This is a genomic window from Rheinheimera sp. B2H12, assembly GCF_059620065.1.
Window position 1 is genome coordinate 2,527,549 of sequence record NZ_CM184363.1, and the last position, 16,899, is coordinate 2,544,447.

The following is a 16,899-nucleotide window of genomic DNA, read 5'->3' on the forward strand; positions in this document are numbered from 1 at the left end:
GGCGCAACAGTGGACAAATTCACAACTGTGACCGTGTAAGCCCGCACGGTAAATATCAATAAACTGTTGCGTGGCAACAAGCGTCAAAGGCAGGTCTCCTGGCTCACCAAACCAAAAAATTTGGCCACAACAACCTTCCCACAGGCTTGTTCAGGCTGCAGTGGTCTTGTTATCAGTGTGTAGACACTGTGGTGTACAGTTGCGGGTACAGCCGGGTTGTGCCGAACCGAGTGCGCAGATATCAACATCTGCCGCCATCAGTAAAGCAGCCCTGTTCCCTTTTAACCGGCTATCGCCGGTACCTTCAGGGCGACAGTGTAGCAGAAAGCAGTTGGGCTCAGCCAGCGGCATGGTCAAACGCCACTGGCCGCTTCAGTTACATATAAGCTTTGGCAAACGCCTCTTTCGATTCGCGGATATACTGGCGGGCTTTACTGGCGTGTTGCTCCCAGGTGGCTTTGTCTTTGGCATCGCTAAACGGATTTTGCTCGGCGGCAATCGAACGTTCGAACCTATCATAGAAGGTTAACGCCTGGGAGGTGATTTGATTAAATCGTTCTTTAAATTCCTGCATGCCTTCGAGCTGCTCTGAGGTTTTTAATACATACTGCACCAATTGGGTATTGTCATTCAGTGCCAGATATTGCAAAGCTTTGCTGCTGACATTCAGGCTGAGTTCCTCCGCGATTTTGGCGCGGATACTTTCCTCTTTACTCATCACCCGGCTGTAGTTTTCCTGTGAGCGCGCCAGACCGCCATGGCGGATATAATCACGCAGATGTTTGTCTAAATCCTTGCGAAAACTTTCGACCGTGCGCAGCATCAGGTGTAATTCCTGCTCTAGCGCCGTCATCTGTTGCAGCTCACGTTCCAGCTCAGCAAGGAATTTTTCTGCTTGCTGATAAATTTTTAAGCCATTTTCTTCAGCAAATTTCCGATCTTTACGGCTAAGATCGGCATTTTCATAATTGGAGCGGTCAAAGGCGCTGGCTAAAAAGGATTTAAATGGCTCAGAAAAAGCGGCAAAGGCACCGGCACTGACCACAGTCAGCGTGGCCGTGACCAAATCTCCAAATGGCTTCACCATGGAGTTCAGCCGCTGCTGCTGGAGAGGGGATGCCACTCTTTTAGTATCGGCCAGGATGTTACGAAACGAGGTATAAGCCATCGGATTGGACATTTTATTCCGTTCTGAGCTGGCCAGCACAAAGGTAATACTGGAGTAAATGGCATTGGCATATTCCAGATACTGGCGCTGACTTTCTAATTGCGAAGCATAATTTTTGCCAAGGGTACGAAAAGATTCAGCCTGGACCTCATAGTTTTTGTTTTGTTTCAGTTGCTCTAGGATACCGCCGATAATTTTCTGCTCATTTTTTTGCAGCGCAGTATCAAGCAGAATGCGGTCTATGCTGACATCATCCAGCGCCACATCGCCATTGACGGCTTCAATATCCAGCCGGATATATTTACGACCCGGATCATCAATTGAAATGCGATGCGTCAGATAATCGGCCGAACTGGCCAGACTTTCAATCAAGCCAACTTGCTGCCATTCACTGCCCAATTGCATCGAAGCAGAGGTTAAAATGTGAATACGATAGCTGGTATTTTGTTGTTGCGGCTTTAACCAGAATTCCAGTAAGCCTGGCTCCGCCACCGGCTGACGTGTCACCAGCGAACTGTGCCCCTGTGCACATAACAGTGCTTTGTGGCCGGAGCGGGCAATTTCAGTGCTGATTTGGCAACCGGACAAAATATTAAAACTCTGCTGCTGTTCAAAATCACTGTTAAAAACCACTTCGGCGGCCTTGGCAGACACTGCACTCGTGTAGAGCGCACAGAACGGCAACAGCGTTTTTAACAAGCCATGGCTGACAGGTTTAAGCACAGTTCGGAGCATAACAGATCCTGTATTATCAAAAGGCTGGCACTGAATCGAGGCAGACAACGCCGCATATAAAGCCAACTTAACTGGCATAGACTTTACCAGAGCTGAATCAGCAGGTTAAGTCGGTCTGAGCTGACAGTGGCATTTTTCTGCGCGGGGGCAGTTTGACTTGTATTTTATGCAAATGATAACTATTATCAAGTGAGTGTGTGGGTAGTGTTCTGAGCTGCCCACTTTTAGTCGGGGCTAGCCTGTGGCAAGCCGCGCTGCGAAGGTCCCGGAACATCAACGAAAGGAGTTATTATGCCAAGTTATGCGCAATTGACCGCAGTCGCGGCTTTATCGGCGTTGTTAAGCCTCAGTGCCACTGCTCACGATGAGCGGCCTGATCATTTCAGCGGTAAAACAGTGACGACTGAAGCCGAGGCCCGCAGTTATTTCAGTCAATATAATCAGAAACTGGCTACCTTATTAGCGTTACCAGAGCTAAGCCCGGTGCAGTTGCTGGAAATTCATGAAATCACCTACACACTGGAAAATGCCTTAAAAAAATTACCTACTGAAGCTGCCTCAGTGGCTGATCTGCTGGAATCTTTACATTTAGCCTCGGAATATGCCAATGCGGCAGATGCAAAAAAACATGGTGAACAATATTTACAGGCTGTTGCCGCCCTGGCTGGCAAATAAGCGCTGAAGATTCACCATGACAGCCCTTGCAGTCAGGTCCATACTGCAAAATCATCAACTGACTGCTGCTTTGTGTTAGCACCAGTCAGTATCACGGCTTCCAGCACATGACCGTTTCGTTGCACAGCTTGCTAAGGACAAATTGCGATGACCGCAGAAAAAGCCGTTTTGGCTGACTCCGGGCAGGCGTCTGCCAGCTGGAGTGGTATTTTTTATCGTCAATTACGCCGTCACCCCTGGATTGGCAGCAGCTTACTCGGTTGCTTGTTGCTGTTTGGCTGGTTCAGTGGGCAAAGCCTATTTATTCTCAGCAGTCCCGGCATGTCGACAGTACTGGGTTATGTCGTGCTTGGTGGCATGGCAGGTTTCTTGGCGACGACGCTGGGAGCCTTACCTGCGCTGTTTTTGCAAAAGGTATCGCAACAGGCCGAAGACGGTTTACTTGGCTTTGCTGCTGGCATGATGCTGGCGGCCAGCGCTTTTTCTTTGATCCTGCCAGGTTTGGCGGCTGCTGGCACCTTATTTGGCTCAGCGCCAGCGGGTTCACTCTTTATTGCCACCGCTATCAGTTTTGGCGTATTGCTGATGCTGGGGTTAGATACTTTTACCCCGCATGAGCACAACAGCACCGGACCTTGTGGTCCCGGCCATCAGCATTGTCCGCGGTTATGGTTATTTGTGTTTGCCATCGCCATCCATAATTTGCCGGAAGGGATGGCCATTGGTGTCAGTTTTGTCGATGCCGATTTATCAGTGGGTGTCCCCCTGACCTCAGCCATCGCTATTCAGGACATTCCGGAAGGGCTGGCGGTTGCACTGGCATTGAGTCGACTGGGGTTGCGTCCGCTGCTGGCGGTGTTGATTGCTGCTGGTTCCGGTTTACTCGAACCCTTGGGCGCCTTGCTGGGGGTAGGGCTGGCTGCTGGCAGTCCGCTGGCTTATCCACTTGGCTTAGGTTTAGCAGCCGGCGCTATGTTATTTGTGGTGTCGCATGAAGTGATACCTGAGACTCATCGCAATGGTCATCAGACCACAGCTACCTTAGGTTTAATGGCTGGATTTATCCTGATGATGGTGCTGGATACGGCATTAGGCACTGCTTAATAACAGCGACTTCAGTCAGCACCTATGCTGGAAACAAAAAAGAATGACAAATGATACTGCAAATAGTTCGCAATAACTATTGACAGCGAACTGAGAATCACTATTATTGGCGCAAATTTTGTACCACACATCAATGCGTTGTGTGGCACAAGCAGTAGTTCAATAAGATTGACAGGAGTATCAGATGTTCAACACCAAACCGGCTAAGCTTGCGCTGGCATTACAACTCGCTTTGTTGCCAGTATCCGTGGTGCAGGCTGACACCAGTGCAGCGGCAGAGGATAAAACTGAGCGGATGGTGGTCACAGCTGCTGGTTTTGAGCAAAAGCTGGTCGAGGCACCGGCCAGTATCTCTGTGATTAGTTTAGAAGAACTGCAAAGCCGGCCCTTTACCACATTGCTGGACGCAGTGCGGGATGTGGAAGGGGTTGATATTGGTGAAACCCGTGATAAAACCGGCCAGGGCAGCATTAGCATGCGTGGCATGGGGTCGGATTACACCCTGATCCTGATTGATGGTAAACGGCAAAACAACCACGGTGATATTTATCCGAACAACTTTGGCGGTAACCAGTTTGGTCATATGGCACCGCTGGAAACCATTGAGCGAATTGAAATTATCCGTGGTCCTGCCTCTACTCTGTATGGTGCGGATGCCTTAGGTGGTGTCATTAATATCATTACCAAAAAATTTGCCAATGAGTGGCAGGGCTCTGTCAATCACAGCCGTAGTCTGCAAAGTAATGATAATTATGGCGATGAAATTACCACTGATTTTAACGTGATGGGCCCGCTGATTGCCGACAGCTTAGGTTTTGCCTTACGCGGTAGTGCTTATAACCGGATGGCTTCAACCCCAACTTATGCGCCAGTCACATACCCTGACGGCACTGTGCGTAACCGTTCATTGGGATTTGGTGCCGGTGGTAAAACAGTGGATAATGACAGCACCAGTCTTGGTGGTCGTTTAAGCTGGAAAATGGCTGAAAATCAAGAACTTTGGTTTGATATTGACAGCTCAACACAACAATATGACAACACACCTATCATCAATGATGATGGCAGCCGTGAATATCCGGTTGGCACTGTAGATAATATCAGCAGTGTCTGGCAAGCCGGCGGTTTTTGTCAGGGCGCGAGCGGGAACAATCAAAAAGCCTGTCTGGACAATAAAGGCAAATGGGCGCGACGTGCCAACCCACAAGTGGGTTACAGCGACACACAGGAATTCAGCCGCGATAGCTGGTCACTCAGCCACCAGGGGCGCTGGGCATTTGGTAACAGTTTTGCGGCTTTATCCTATGTTGATACTCAAAACCACGGCCGGACCTTGCCATTCAGCCTGGCTGAGCGCAATGAGCTGCTGAAAATGTTTGATGGTACTGGGATCTATGCCGGTCAAACCGAAGCACAACGTAAAGCACTGGCGGCAAAAACTTATCTGCCAAGACCAAAACGTACCATGGCCAGCAATCAATATACCTTTGATGCCAAACTGGATCTGCCATTTGAACTAGCCGGACAGCATACGGCCATTGTCGGTAGCCAAGTGATCCGCGGCGAGCTGGAAGACAGCGTGTTTGGTTTAGAATCTGGAATGGCTGGACAGGTGCAGGAGCACAATATGTGGTCTTTGTTTGTCGAAGATACCTGGCAAAGCACGGCAGATTTGGCACTGACTGGTGGTATTCGTCGTGACGATCACCAGGTGTTTGGCGCCCAGCTGAGTCCACGGTTATACGGCGTTTATGCACTGACTGAACAATGGACGGTGAAAGGTGGCGTCAGCACTGGTTTTAAAACGCCAAAAACCACCCAACTATACGATGGTGTGGTCGGTTTTGGTGGTCAGGGTACCATACCACTGTTTGGTAATCCGAATTTAAAAGCTGAAACCAGTGTTTCTACCGAAATTGCGGCGTACTGGGAACACCCGGATCGCCACAACTTTAATATCACTGTGTTTAACAATGAATTTGATGACAAGATCACGACACAGAATTGTGGCGCTGGCACTGACTTAGCATGTTCATCGACCGGTGAATACGCTAATTTGGGTTATGCCCTGAGTTCAATGTCAGTCAATATCGATAAAGTCACCATTAACGGTGCTGAGGTCGCTGGTCGTTGGCAAATACTGGACACACTGGCACTGCGCGGTAACTATACCTTTACTGACAGCGAACAAAAAAGTGGCGCCAACAAAGGTCAGCCACTGAATAACAGCGCCCGCCATATGACCAACCTGACGCTGGACTGGGAAGTGAACACCGATCTGAAACTGTCGCTGATTAGCGAGATCCGCACCAAAAGATACCGCAGCTGGGATACTGTGAAGAAAGAAGAGTTGTATTTTAAAGCCTATGAAGTGTTCCATCTGGGTGCCAGCTATAAAGCCAGCCCAACAGTGACTTTGAATGCCCGGATCAATAACTTATTGGATCAGGACTTTACCACTTACGATTTACAGTTTGCCAGTTGTGCCACCGGCACCAGTTGCTTTGATGGTATTCAAGCCAACTATGTTGATGATTACAACAACAAAGACAAAGCTCGGAATTTGTGGTTGAGTGTCAACGTACGTTTCTAATCTGCCACTGATAGTGGGCAACTGCTGCTAACAATGGTATTAAAAAGCAAAACCATCTCCCCGGAGATGGTTTTTTACTTTAGGTGCAGATAATAAGGAATAGCTTTGTGGTCGGCAACAAGCAAGGCGGGCTGGAAAAAAACAGTTGTTGTCGCTGCCAAGACAGGTTATACCAAAGCGAAATATTGTTTTTGGCCATGCTGTCATGCGACGACTTCGACGTTTATTGCGCCGCTTAATCCATCCCTTAGTCCAACGTACTATCAGCCGAACAATCCACCGCTGGCTCAGTTCAGCAGTGTCGGCAGCAGGGCATGCTGTGGCGACAACGGCGGACATCAGCATCACAACAGCTGAAATGCCTCCTTTGCAACCCTGGCTGGCGCCGCCGGTTGCTCAAGGACCACCAGAGTCAGCACATCAGCACAGACCCTGGTGGTGGACCCTGCCATTATGGCTTTACCAAAGTAATGACTGGCCATTGCTTTTATCCAGCATAGCGCACAAACCGCTGTTATTGCTGCCGGTGTTTAATCATGCGGCCGCGTTAGAGCAAACGATGCAGACCTTGCTTGTTAATGACAAAGGTTTTGATCAACTGATCCTGCTGGATGATGGCAGTACAGATCCAGCCGCGTTGCTATTACTGCAACAATATAAACAATTGCCTGGCATCCGGTTGATCCGTCATGCCAAACGTGCCGGGCTGGCAGCTTGCTGCCAAAAAGGACTGCAATTGGCTGTCAGTCGGAAGCAGGATTTGGTGTTGCTGAGCACTGATATTTTCGTCAGTCCAGGCTGGTTACTGCAATTGAAGCTGGCCGCTTATAGCCAGCCTCAGATCGCCAGCGTCAGCGCCAATCAACAGATCAAACTTGGTTTGCCACACTGGTGGTCAGGCAAACAACGACAACAGCAGCAACAAAACTGCGCCCGGGCTTTCGTACAAGCGGGTTATGCTGCCATTGCCAAAGATGAGATACCAGCTTCAGCTTGTCTTTATATCCGTGCTTTCGCTTTGGCGCTGGTACTTGCAGAGCAAACGGAGCCTGCTGCGATAGATTTAACCGGCTTTTTGCAAAGCAGCAGCCAGCTTGGACTGCAACATCTGCAAAGCTACAAAGCCGTCGTCTGGCCTTATGCAGGTCATCATAGTCACTATCGAAAGCCAGATCCTTTTCGCCAGAGTGTAGCGCATGGGCGCAGTTCTATTGGCAGAGCCGTAACCGCTGCGCCCAACACCTGCAGCAATGAAAATCTGGCTGCAACACAACAACAGCATATTTTACAGCAGCTTGCTTGGGCGTCATTCGCAGATTCAGGCGTCAAACCGAGAAAGTTATTGCTACTCGCAGGCGAATTGCAACACAGCCTGCTAACCTCTTTCAGTGAGCTGACAGCGGGGACTGTTGAATGGTTGTTGTGTCAGTTCAACGGCACAGAACTGCGGTTAGCTTATTGCAACCCAGATCCGGCCAGCAGTCAGCTGACACTAACCCTGGATCAGATTGCGCTGCCAAAGCACGGGCTGTTGGATGCAACATTGTTGCAGCACACTGTGATCCGCTGGTCGTTGCAATGGTCAGTTGAAGCTATTGATGTCAGTCTGGTGAGCGCCAATCCTTGTCCGGGCCTGCAATTATTGGTGGCCCAATGCCGTCAAATCAGCCAATTGCTTGAGCTTGAGCAAAGTGTTCACTGCGGCTATAACGGCAGTACTGCGCAGGCAAAAACAACCGGCAAGATGTTTATTTTGTAACCGCTCTTGACTATTATGAAATCCGCGAGTAAAACGATTAAGAGAGGATTGGTGATGAGAGACAGCAATTCTTTATTAATACCAAAACAACGCTACGTTGTTTTTTTTCATAACAATACTTAAACGATTAAGATTACTAATCCCGACAGGGGGCGATGCACATGTTCAGACCAAACAAAGTTTCAATGGCAGTACAACAGGTTTTATTCGTTTCATCTATTTTCGTCGCGACACCGCTGCTGGCACAGACCACTGCAGCTAAACCAGCCGACCAGCAGGAAAGCAAAGAAAAACAGGCGTTCGAAACCATAGTCGTCACCGGTAGTGTGGCAGGTAAAACCCAGATTGAATCCGCTGTGGCGGTAACCAGCGTTGATGCCGACATGATTAAAGACTTTCAGCCGAGTTCTGAATCTGAAGTGTTCCGGATGATCCCTGGTATTCAGGTTGCAGGGACTGCTGGTCCTGGTGGTAATTCTAATATCGCTGTCCGTGGTTTACCGGTCGCCACCGGTGGGTCGCCCTTTGTGCAAATTCAGGAAGATGGTTTGCCAACCGTGTTATTTGGCGATATGAATTTTGGTAACAATGATTATTGGACTCGTTTTGATGCCAGTGTTGACCGGGTCGAAGGGGTGCGTGGCGGTACTGCCGGTACTTTTGCATCGCAAGCTCCGGGCGCTATTATCAACTACATCAGTAATTACGGTGAAAGCGATGGCGGTTTTATCCGCTTGAACACCGGACTTGGCTTTGATGAAAATAAAGTAGATTTTCGTTATGGCGGTGCTGCCAGCGACAAAGTGAATTTTCATCTGGGTGGTTTTGTCAAAAGAGGTCGCGGACCACTGGATGCAGGCTTTAATGTCAGTGAGAGCGCCCAGCTTAAAGGTAACTTGACCAAATTTTTTGCTGATGACGTCAGTTATATCCGTTTCTTAGTCAAGGTTGCTGACACTCAGGAGCCAAACTATACCGGTGCGCCGGCGCTGGCGAGTTATGCCAACAAAAAGTTCAGCAATTTAAAGCCATTCCCTGGTTTTGATGGCCGCAAACAATCAAATTATTCTATTCATAATCAAGAATTTATGATTGTGAATAATCAAGGTGATGTCGAGCGCGTTGAGATGAGCGGGATCACCACCGAAGCGGTAGCGCTTGGCAATGAGCTGCATTACGAATTTGGCAATGAGATTGTACTCGATAACAAAATGCGCTGGACTGATATGAGCGGTGGTTTTACCGCACCATTTTTAAATACAGCCACTAGTGCCAGTGTGCTGGGGTCGACGGTCAATGGTGCAGTGGTGAAACAGTTGCGTTACGCCAATGGCCCAAGTGCCGGTCAGGTTTTCACTGGCAGTTACTTAAACAACAATACCAATGTACACACCAATATTGGCGATGTTGGCAGTTTCGTCAATGATTTAGCCATCGCAAAACAGTTTGCCATTGATCAGAATCAACTGACACTCAGAGCTGGTTATTTCTACATGGACCAGAATATTGCTGCCGACTGGCATACCAATAAAACTTATTCGGAACTCAGTGGCAATGACCCGGCAATGCTGGACTTGTTTGACGATGCCGGCAATAAACTGACCGCCAATGGTATTGCTGGCTTTAACAATAACTGGGGTGATTGTTGCAGCCGTGACTACAATCTGGGTTATACCGATACCGCACCTTATTTTGCCGCCGACTATGATACCGAATTATTCACCATTGACGGCAGTGTACGGCGCGACACCGTCGACGCTTCAGGCTGGGCGCAGGCGGGTGGCAAAGAGTTTAACACCTTGGTCAATGGGGTTGCCGTTCCCACCATGTTACCAAATGGCAACCGGGAAAATCTGAATTATTCTGTCAGCTATACCTCCTGGACCGTCGGTGGCCTGTATAAACTGAACGAAGATACCAGTTTGTTTACCCGTGCTTCCAAAGGGGGCCGTTTTAATGGCGACCGGCAAATTGTCAGCGGCAAAATTAATGCCGATGGTTCGCTTAATCAGGCCGGTCAAACCGCAGCGGTCGACTTTGTTCATCAATACGAAGCAGGGATTAAACAACGCGGTGATGTGCTGTCAGGCTATTACACTTTTGAACTGACCTTACTCAAAGGTGATTTTAAACAAAGCACCTACGAATTATCGGCGACCCGCTGTGGTGGGGCTGCTGGTGGTTGTGTGATTGACGCCGAATATAAATCCCGTGGCGCAGAAATTCTTGGGTCGGTCCGTTTTGGTGATTTTTCACTGGTCGGCAATGCCACTTATTCTGATGCGGAAAAACTGGCCGCTGGCGCCAGCGACTGGGTCAGAGCAGATGGCATTCCGGATCTGATTTATACCGTTTCTTCCAACTACCATCTGACTGAGCAAATTGTGGCAGGTCTGAATATGACTGGCCAAACAACCTCGATTGATGGCGTCGGCAATGAATATCCTTCCTCGATCACGCTTGGTGGTCATATCCGTTACAGCCCGGCGGAAAATCTTGAATTTGGTTTGCAGGCTTACAACCTGACTGATAAATTCGATTTACGTGGCAATGGCGGGGTGGCAGATGCAAGTACGAACCCGACAGTGATCGGCGGGGCTCCGGTGATTGGCCGGACAGTGATGGCGTCGGTTAAAGTCAGTTTCTAAGCTGATTGTACCGCCAGCCATGGAGTGCGGGTTGTGGTTGCAACATCATTGTTGTGGCCACAGCCGCTTGCTTGTTGCTTGCAGTAGCCGTATCGGTTGCTGTGCTGCTTTAGGATACTTGCCGCATGTATACTCAAACCGCAGCTGTTACATCTGCTTCAGAGCCGATCCGGCAAATTGTGATCGTTGGCGGTGGCACTGCTGGTTGGATGACCGCAGCAGCCCTTGCCAACGCATTGCAGCTCGATTGCCAAATCACCTTAATTGAATCAGCCGAGATCGGCACTGTGGGTGTGGGCGAAGCGACTATACCGCCGATCCGGTTGTTTAACCGCTCGTTAGGTATTGATGAGCACGATTTTGTCCGTTTCACCCAAGGTACCTTTAAACTTGGCATCCAGTTTGTCAATTGGGGGGCGATCGGGGATCGTTATTTTCATCCGTTTGGCAGTTATGGCCGGCCCTTTGATTTAGTGAGTTTTCACCATTTCTGGTTGCAAGCTTATCAGCAAGGCCAGACCAACAGCCTGGATCCCTATTGCATGGCCTGGGCTGCCGCCTCGCAACATAAATTTGCGCCGCCAGTCGGGGATCCGCTGCATTTATTATCCACTTACGAATACGCCTATCATTTTGATGCCGGACTTTACGCCGCCTATTTACGGCAATACGCCGAACGAAAAGGCGTGCGCCGGCTTGAAGGCAAAGTCTGTGCGGTTACACAACATGAAACTTCGGGTTTTATTCAGGCGGTGCAGCTTGTTGATGGTCAACGTATTGCAGGTCAGTTGTTTATCGATTGTTCAGGTTTTCGCGGTTTATTGATTGAAGAGACACTCAAAACAGGTTATCAGGACTGGTCGCACTGGTTACCCTGCGACCGCGCTTGGGCAGTGCCGACGGCAAGGCCAGCACAAGCGGACGCATTAGCACCTTATACCCGTTCCACCGCCCATGCGGCGGGCTGGCAGTGGCGCATCCCATTGCAACATCGCACTGGCAATGGCCATGTGTTCAGTTCAGCTTTTATGCCGGAGGCCGAGGCCTGCGATGTACTGCTTGATCATCTGGACAATGTGCCCGGGGCTGAGCCACGTTTACTGAAATTTGTCACAGGCCGGCGCAAATTGTGTTGGCACAAGAATGTCATTGCAATTGGTTTAGCCAGCGGTTTTCTCGAGCCGCTGGAGTCGACCAGTATCCATCTGATCCAGGCAGGGATTGCGAAGTTGCTGGCGTTATTTCCTGATCAGAGTTTTAACCCTTTACTGAGTCAGGAATACAACAGGGTAGCCAGCAAAGAAATGGAAAACATCCGCGACTTTCTGATTTTGCATTACCACCAGACCGAACGCACTGATAGCGATTTCTGGCGTTATTGCTCTGCCATGGCAGTGCCGGACAGCCTGGCCTATAAAATTGCTCATTTTCGTCAATCCGGCCGTTTGATTGGCGGTGAGATGGATTTGTTCGGTCAGGCCAGTTGGCTGGCTGTTCACCTGGGACAACGCAATTTCCCGCAGTCTACAGATGCCATGCTGTCGTATCGCACTGTGGATGGCGGCCAGCGCCTGGCGCAGCTACAACAAGCATTAGCGGCCGCCGCACAACAACTGCCCAGCCAGCAGCAGTATATTGCACGTTATTGTCAGGCTGGCCCAGGCTAAAAACGCAGATAAAAACAACAGGGAATCGGCCTTCATATTGCAACTTAAACGTTTAAGGTGTAGCTTGATCTTCAGCCTGGCAGGCTGTGGTTCCGACTACAGCGGCCGGCGTCGACGCATCGGGGCGGCTAACGGAGCACCTGCTGCGGCCAATAAAATAATCATAAAAAACTTCAAATCAGACAGGATAAACAGATGCAACCACAACAGACGCCGCCAGGCGCAAAACTGCAGGTGCAGACGACAGCCCTAACCAATGTTTCAACGAATGCTTCATTTGTGCAGGTCAAATGGATGACTTGCCTGATGTTTTTTGTGTTTGCCATGACCACTGATGCTGTTGGCGTTATTATTCCACAAGTGGTGGCACAGTTTTCGTTATCGCTGACTGAGGCTGCCGCCTTTCACTATGTTCCAATGCTGTTTATTGGTTTGTCAGGCTTATTTCTGGGCCGGCTCGCCGACAGGTTAGGCCGCAAGCCGGTGATACTGGCCGGTTTAGCCCTGTATAGTATCGCTTGTGTCGCTTTTGCCTTTGGCGATAACTTCACTTTTTATCTGATTTTACTCGGACTTTGTGGCTTAAGTATCGGCTTATTTAAAACCGGCGCGCTGGCACTGATTGGTGATGTCAGCCCGGATTGCGACAGTCACACCCGATTGATGAACCGGGTCGAAGGTTTTTTTGGTTTAGGTGCTATTGTTGGTCCGGCCTTAGTGGCGTTATTACTGGCGGCGAGCCTGGCCTGGACGCAATTGTATTTGCTGGCTGGTTTTATCTGCTTGTTATTGCTGTTATTGGCATGGCGGCTAGATTATCCACCTTATATAGCGCAGCAACAAAGTTCAATTTGGCAAAGTCTGCACTTGATGAAAGATGGCTACGCGCTCGGGTTTTCCTTAGCCATTGCCTGTTATGTCGCGACTGAAGTGGCGATTTTTGTCTGGTTGCCAACCTTATTACAGCAATACGATGGCCAATGGACCTTGTTGGCCAGTCATGCCATCACAGTATTTTTCATCTTAAGAACAGTCGGCAGATTCTTAGCTGAATGGCTGTTAAATCGTTTTGAGTGGACGCTATTACTGGCGTGGTTTGGCACAGCAATTTTGCTCTGTTTTGCCTTGAGTATGTGGTTTGGTGTCAGTTGGGCGCTGTGGTTAATGCCATTGTCCGGTTTGTTTATGTCAATGATGTATCCAACGCTGAATTCTAAAGGCATCAGTTGTTTTCCACGGCAACAACATGGCGCTGTGGCGGGACTGATCCTGGCCTTTACCGCACTGGCTGCCGCAGTTGGGCCTTTGCTGATGGGGCTGGTTGGCGATCTGTTTGGTAATTTAAGTTATGGCTTTTATCTCGCCACTGGCTTTGCTGCCTTACTGGCTGCTGGTTTATGGTGGAATCACTGGGCACAACCTGCCGCCGCCAGACTGGCGCAGCATCGCTAAAGCGGATATTCTGCCTGTTTTGGCCAGTCTCTGGCGCTGCGGGAGCTTTCCGATGGATATAGTCCGACTCAGTATTCACCCCAGGGTGTTTTTTCAGCTCGCGCAGCCGCGTCGGCTGGCCATCTACCTGATGGCCAGTTTTATGCTGGCGGTGAGCTTGCTTCATAGTTGGTATTTCCCGGCCTTAGCTAAAATCACCCAGCTTGAACTTAGTTTTTACTTTGAGCTGCTGATCCTGGCGGCTTTGTTGTTTATGTTTTGGGTGGTGCAATGTTCTCATGTCGATGCTGTTGCATATCGCTGGTTAACCTTTGGTATGGGTTTATGGCTGCTAGCAGCCAGCGCCGATGTGATGGATGAATTGGTACAGCAACCGCCCTGGATTTCAACCTGGTTTGAGGATTTGTGCCGGGCCTGTGGCATTACATTTGCCGGTTATGGCATGTTGCGCACTATGTATTTTGTCTGCGGCATTTATAGCCAATTAAAGCAGCAGGCCTTATCCGATGAACTGACCAGCTTACCTAATCGCCGTTATTTTCGGCAGGTGTTAGAGCAGCAACAAAGCAATCATTTCAGTGTGGCCATTCTTGATTTAGATTTTTTTAAGAAAATTAATGATCAATACGGGCATGATTGCGGTGACGTTGTGTTACGTAATTTTGCCGCCATGCTGCGCAGCACTGTGCCAGCAGATTGTATCGCAGCCCGTTTAGGAGGTGAGGAATTTGCCATGTTGCTGCCTGAACAGCATAGTGGCCAACTTGATGCTTTGTTTGAGAACTTATTGCAGGCAACGCGCAGCATCATGGTGGCACCAAATCATGCCTTGACGGTGAGTATTGGTGTTGCATGCCGTCAAGCAGGAGAAAATACCGAACAGTTATTAAAAAGGGCGGATCAAGCACTCTACCTGGCAAAAAATTCAGGCCGTAATAAAATGGTCCAACTTTAACATAGCCGTTTTAACAGATCAGAGGTGGCAACTTCAGCTTGCCGCAACACGGCGGCATCCAGCTGTTGCCAGAATGTCGCCTGCTGTAGACAACTAGTGAGAGTTATCGGCTGCAGTCAGCCACAACACCTGATAAGGTTGTAACCAGAGTTGTGCGCCTTGATAATGCTCGCCTGTCAGTTCATCCTGCCAATCATTTGCTGGCAATAATTCTGTCTGCTGGCGAAACTCGGAAAAATTAACCAGACAGAGCAATTGCTGACTGCCAAGCTCACGCTGGTAACAAAACAAATGTGGTTGCTGATTGGGCAGGATTTTGGTGCTGCCTGCACCAAGTACCGCTAACCGTGACCGCGTTTTGATCAGGTGTTGTAACTGCGCATAAATGCTGCCGGATAATTGCTTTGGATCAGTAGCGGCGGCAAGTTGACTGTCAGTGACCCGAACCCGGTTGACCCAGCGACTGTCATCTTTTTTGCTCGGATCTTGCTGATAGCTGTAGTCATTTAGCAAGCCAAGTTCATCACCCATATACAGCAGGGGTAAACCACCAATACTCAGAATGATGCTGTTGAGCAGATAAATTCTGGCTAAGGCATGGCTCAGATGTTGCTCATGTTGCTGCAATTGCGCTTGTTCAACACCAGCCAATGAAGCCAGCATCCCAGCAACACGGCAATCACCCGTCAACGGATTTTGCTGAAATGGCACGCCACTGGCAAAACTGCCATCAAATTGCCCGGTGTAAAACTGATTCAAAAACTGCCGGTGGTGATTGGGATTGATGCCCAGTTGCCAGGCTACATCATCATCAAAGGTCCAGCCGATATCATCATGGCAGCGGATATAATTCACCCAGCTGCAACTGGGAGAAATGTCAAAGCGCCGGCGCAAAGACTCGGTTAATAACCTTGTCTTACGGGTAGCCAGACTATTCCACAACAACGCCATCAATAGCGGGTTATATGACAATTGACATTCTTCCGCTGCAATATATTTCACCACTTCATCCGGATGCACTATGGCTTCGGATTTAAATTGCAGGGCAGGGGCCGCAATTCTGGCGACTGCATTAAAGGCCTGGATCAGCAGATGTGCTTTGGGTAAATTCTCGCAGCTGGTACCCGCTTGTTTCCAGACAAAAGCCAGCGCATCCAGCCTTAACACAGCTGCGCCCTGATTGGCCAGGAATAACATTTCCGCACTCATGGCATTAAATACCGCCGGATTGGCGTAATTCAGATCCCATTGAAAACTATTAAAAGTGGTCCAGATCCACAGGCCTGAGTTGTCGTCGCGGGTAAAACAACCGCGGCGGATTTCCGGGAAAATTTCCCTGAGCGTCGGGGCGTATTGATCACGCTGCTGCTCGGTCAGGAAAAAATAAAAATCGCGATAAGCCGCCACACCAGCTTTGGCTTGTTGCGCCCATTGATGTTCATCTGAGGTATGGTTAAAGACAAAATCTAATACAGGCCGGATGCCGTGCTGATGTAACTGCTGCATCAGCACGGCGAGCTGCGGCATAGTGCCAAGCTGTGGCATAGTGCAGCGATAATCAGACACCGCATAACCGCCATCACTGTGAGGCTCCGGTGCTTTAAACAGTGGCATTAAATGCAGGTAGTTAATGCCGGTCTGTTGTAAATAAGGAATACGCTGCGACAAACCTTGGAAATCACCGGCAAACAGATCGACATAACAGGCTGCGCCTAAGGCATTGTTTTCCTGAAACCATTGTTGCGGTTGCTCGTCCTCGGCTTGTAAATAAGCAGGTCTTTGCGCCACACTTTTTGCCAGCTGCAGCAATAATTGCTCCAGCTGGTAATAGCAGTCATATTGTTCGCCGTATAGCTGCAGATACAACAACAATAAACGGGGCAGCTGTTGCTGTAAGCGCTGCTGGAATTGAGGCCAGCTTTGTTTTGCCTGTTTTTTTAATTGCGAACTAAATCGTTTAAGTAAAATATTGGCTTCAAGCTCCAGCAGTGCCGGTTCTGCCAGCAGCCGCGCTGTATTTCTTGGCATCATAGCTATCCAAATTAAAATGACTACTGCTAATAGAACACCATTAAAGCGCATTTTCAAGCGTTAATCAGTACGGAAACGTTTTTTTCTGCCGAATATTTACACGCCGGTGCAGAAC

The 16,899-nt window shown here is 49.2% G+C and carries 10 protein-coding genes and 1 riboswitch; of the genes, 8 read left to right on the top strand and 2 right to left on the bottom strand.

What is annotated here, in order from left to right; translation table 11 throughout:
- Positions 1 to 71: 71 nt before the first annotated feature.
- A riboswitch (cobalamin riboswitch) is annotated at positions 72 to 321 on the bottom strand.
- A gap of 55 nt (positions 322 to 376) precedes the next feature.
- Positions 377 to 1,903: a BAR domain-like protein A BdpA gene (bdpA, locus tag AC53GJ_RS10865; RefSeq protein ID WP_496732697.1), complete on the bottom strand. Its 1,527-nt coding sequence runs from the start codon at positions 1,901 to 1,903 to the stop codon at positions 377 to 379.
- 291 nt (positions 1,904 to 2,194) lie between these two features.
- Between bdpA and AC53GJ_RS10870 the strand changes: the two genes are divergently transcribed.
- From AC53GJ_RS10870 to AC53GJ_RS10905, 8 genes are all read left to right on the top strand, one after another.
- On the top strand, positions 2,195 to 2,578 hold the full coding sequence (locus tag AC53GJ_RS10870; RefSeq protein WP_496732698.1) for a DUF6746 family protein: 384 nt from the start codon (positions 2,195 to 2,197) through the stop codon (positions 2,576 to 2,578).
- A 147-nt stretch (positions 2,579 to 2,725) separates the two neighbouring features.
- Entirely contained in the window at positions 2,726 to 3,682 is a 957-nt protein-coding gene (locus tag AC53GJ_RS10875) for a ZIP family metal transporter (protein WP_496732699.1), read from the top strand.
- 184 nt (positions 3,683 to 3,866) lie between these two features.
- Complete coding sequence (locus AC53GJ_RS10880) at positions 3,867 to 6,272, top strand: TonB-dependent receptor domain-containing protein (protein ID WP_496732700.1); 2,406 nt, start codon at positions 3,867 to 3,869, stop codon at positions 6,270 to 6,272.
- A 319-nt stretch (positions 6,273 to 6,591) separates the two neighbouring features.
- Positions 6,592 to 8,031, top strand: a complete 1,440-nt coding sequence (locus AC53GJ_RS10885) for a glycosyltransferase family A protein (RefSeq protein WP_496732701.1) — start codon at positions 6,592 to 6,594, stop codon at positions 8,029 to 8,031.
- A 161-nt stretch (positions 8,032 to 8,192) separates the two neighbouring features.
- A complete protein-coding gene (locus AC53GJ_RS10890; protein ID WP_496732702.1) occupies positions 8,193 to 10,679 on the top strand; it encodes a TonB-dependent receptor domain-containing protein in 2,487 nt (828 codons plus the stop codon).
- Between the two features lie 125 nt (positions 10,680 to 10,804).
- Positions 10,805 to 12,346, top strand: a complete 1,542-nt coding sequence (locus AC53GJ_RS10895; RefSeq protein WP_496732703.1) for a tryptophan halogenase family protein — start codon at positions 10,805 to 10,807, stop codon at positions 12,344 to 12,346.
- A 195-nt stretch (positions 12,347 to 12,541) separates the two neighbouring features.
- Complete coding sequence (locus tag AC53GJ_RS10900; protein ID WP_496732704.1) at positions 12,542 to 13,798, top strand: MFS transporter; 1,257 nt, start codon at positions 12,542 to 12,544, stop codon at positions 13,796 to 13,798.
- 52 nt (positions 13,799 to 13,850) lie between these two features.
- The gene (locus AC53GJ_RS10905; protein WP_496732705.1) at positions 13,851 to 14,753 is read left to right on the top strand and encodes a GGDEF domain-containing protein; all 903 of its coding nucleotides are present in this window, start codon (positions 13,851 to 13,853) and stop codon (positions 14,751 to 14,753) included.
- A gap of 93 nt (positions 14,754 to 14,846) precedes the next feature.
- On the opposite strand, the gene AC53GJ_RS10910 is transcribed toward AC53GJ_RS10905, so the two are convergent.
- On the bottom strand, positions 14,847 to 16,784 hold the full coding sequence (locus tag AC53GJ_RS10910) for an amylosucrase (RefSeq protein WP_496732706.1): 1,938 nt from the start codon (positions 16,782 to 16,784) through the stop codon (positions 14,847 to 14,849).
- Positions 16,785 to 16,899 lie beyond the last annotated feature (115 nt).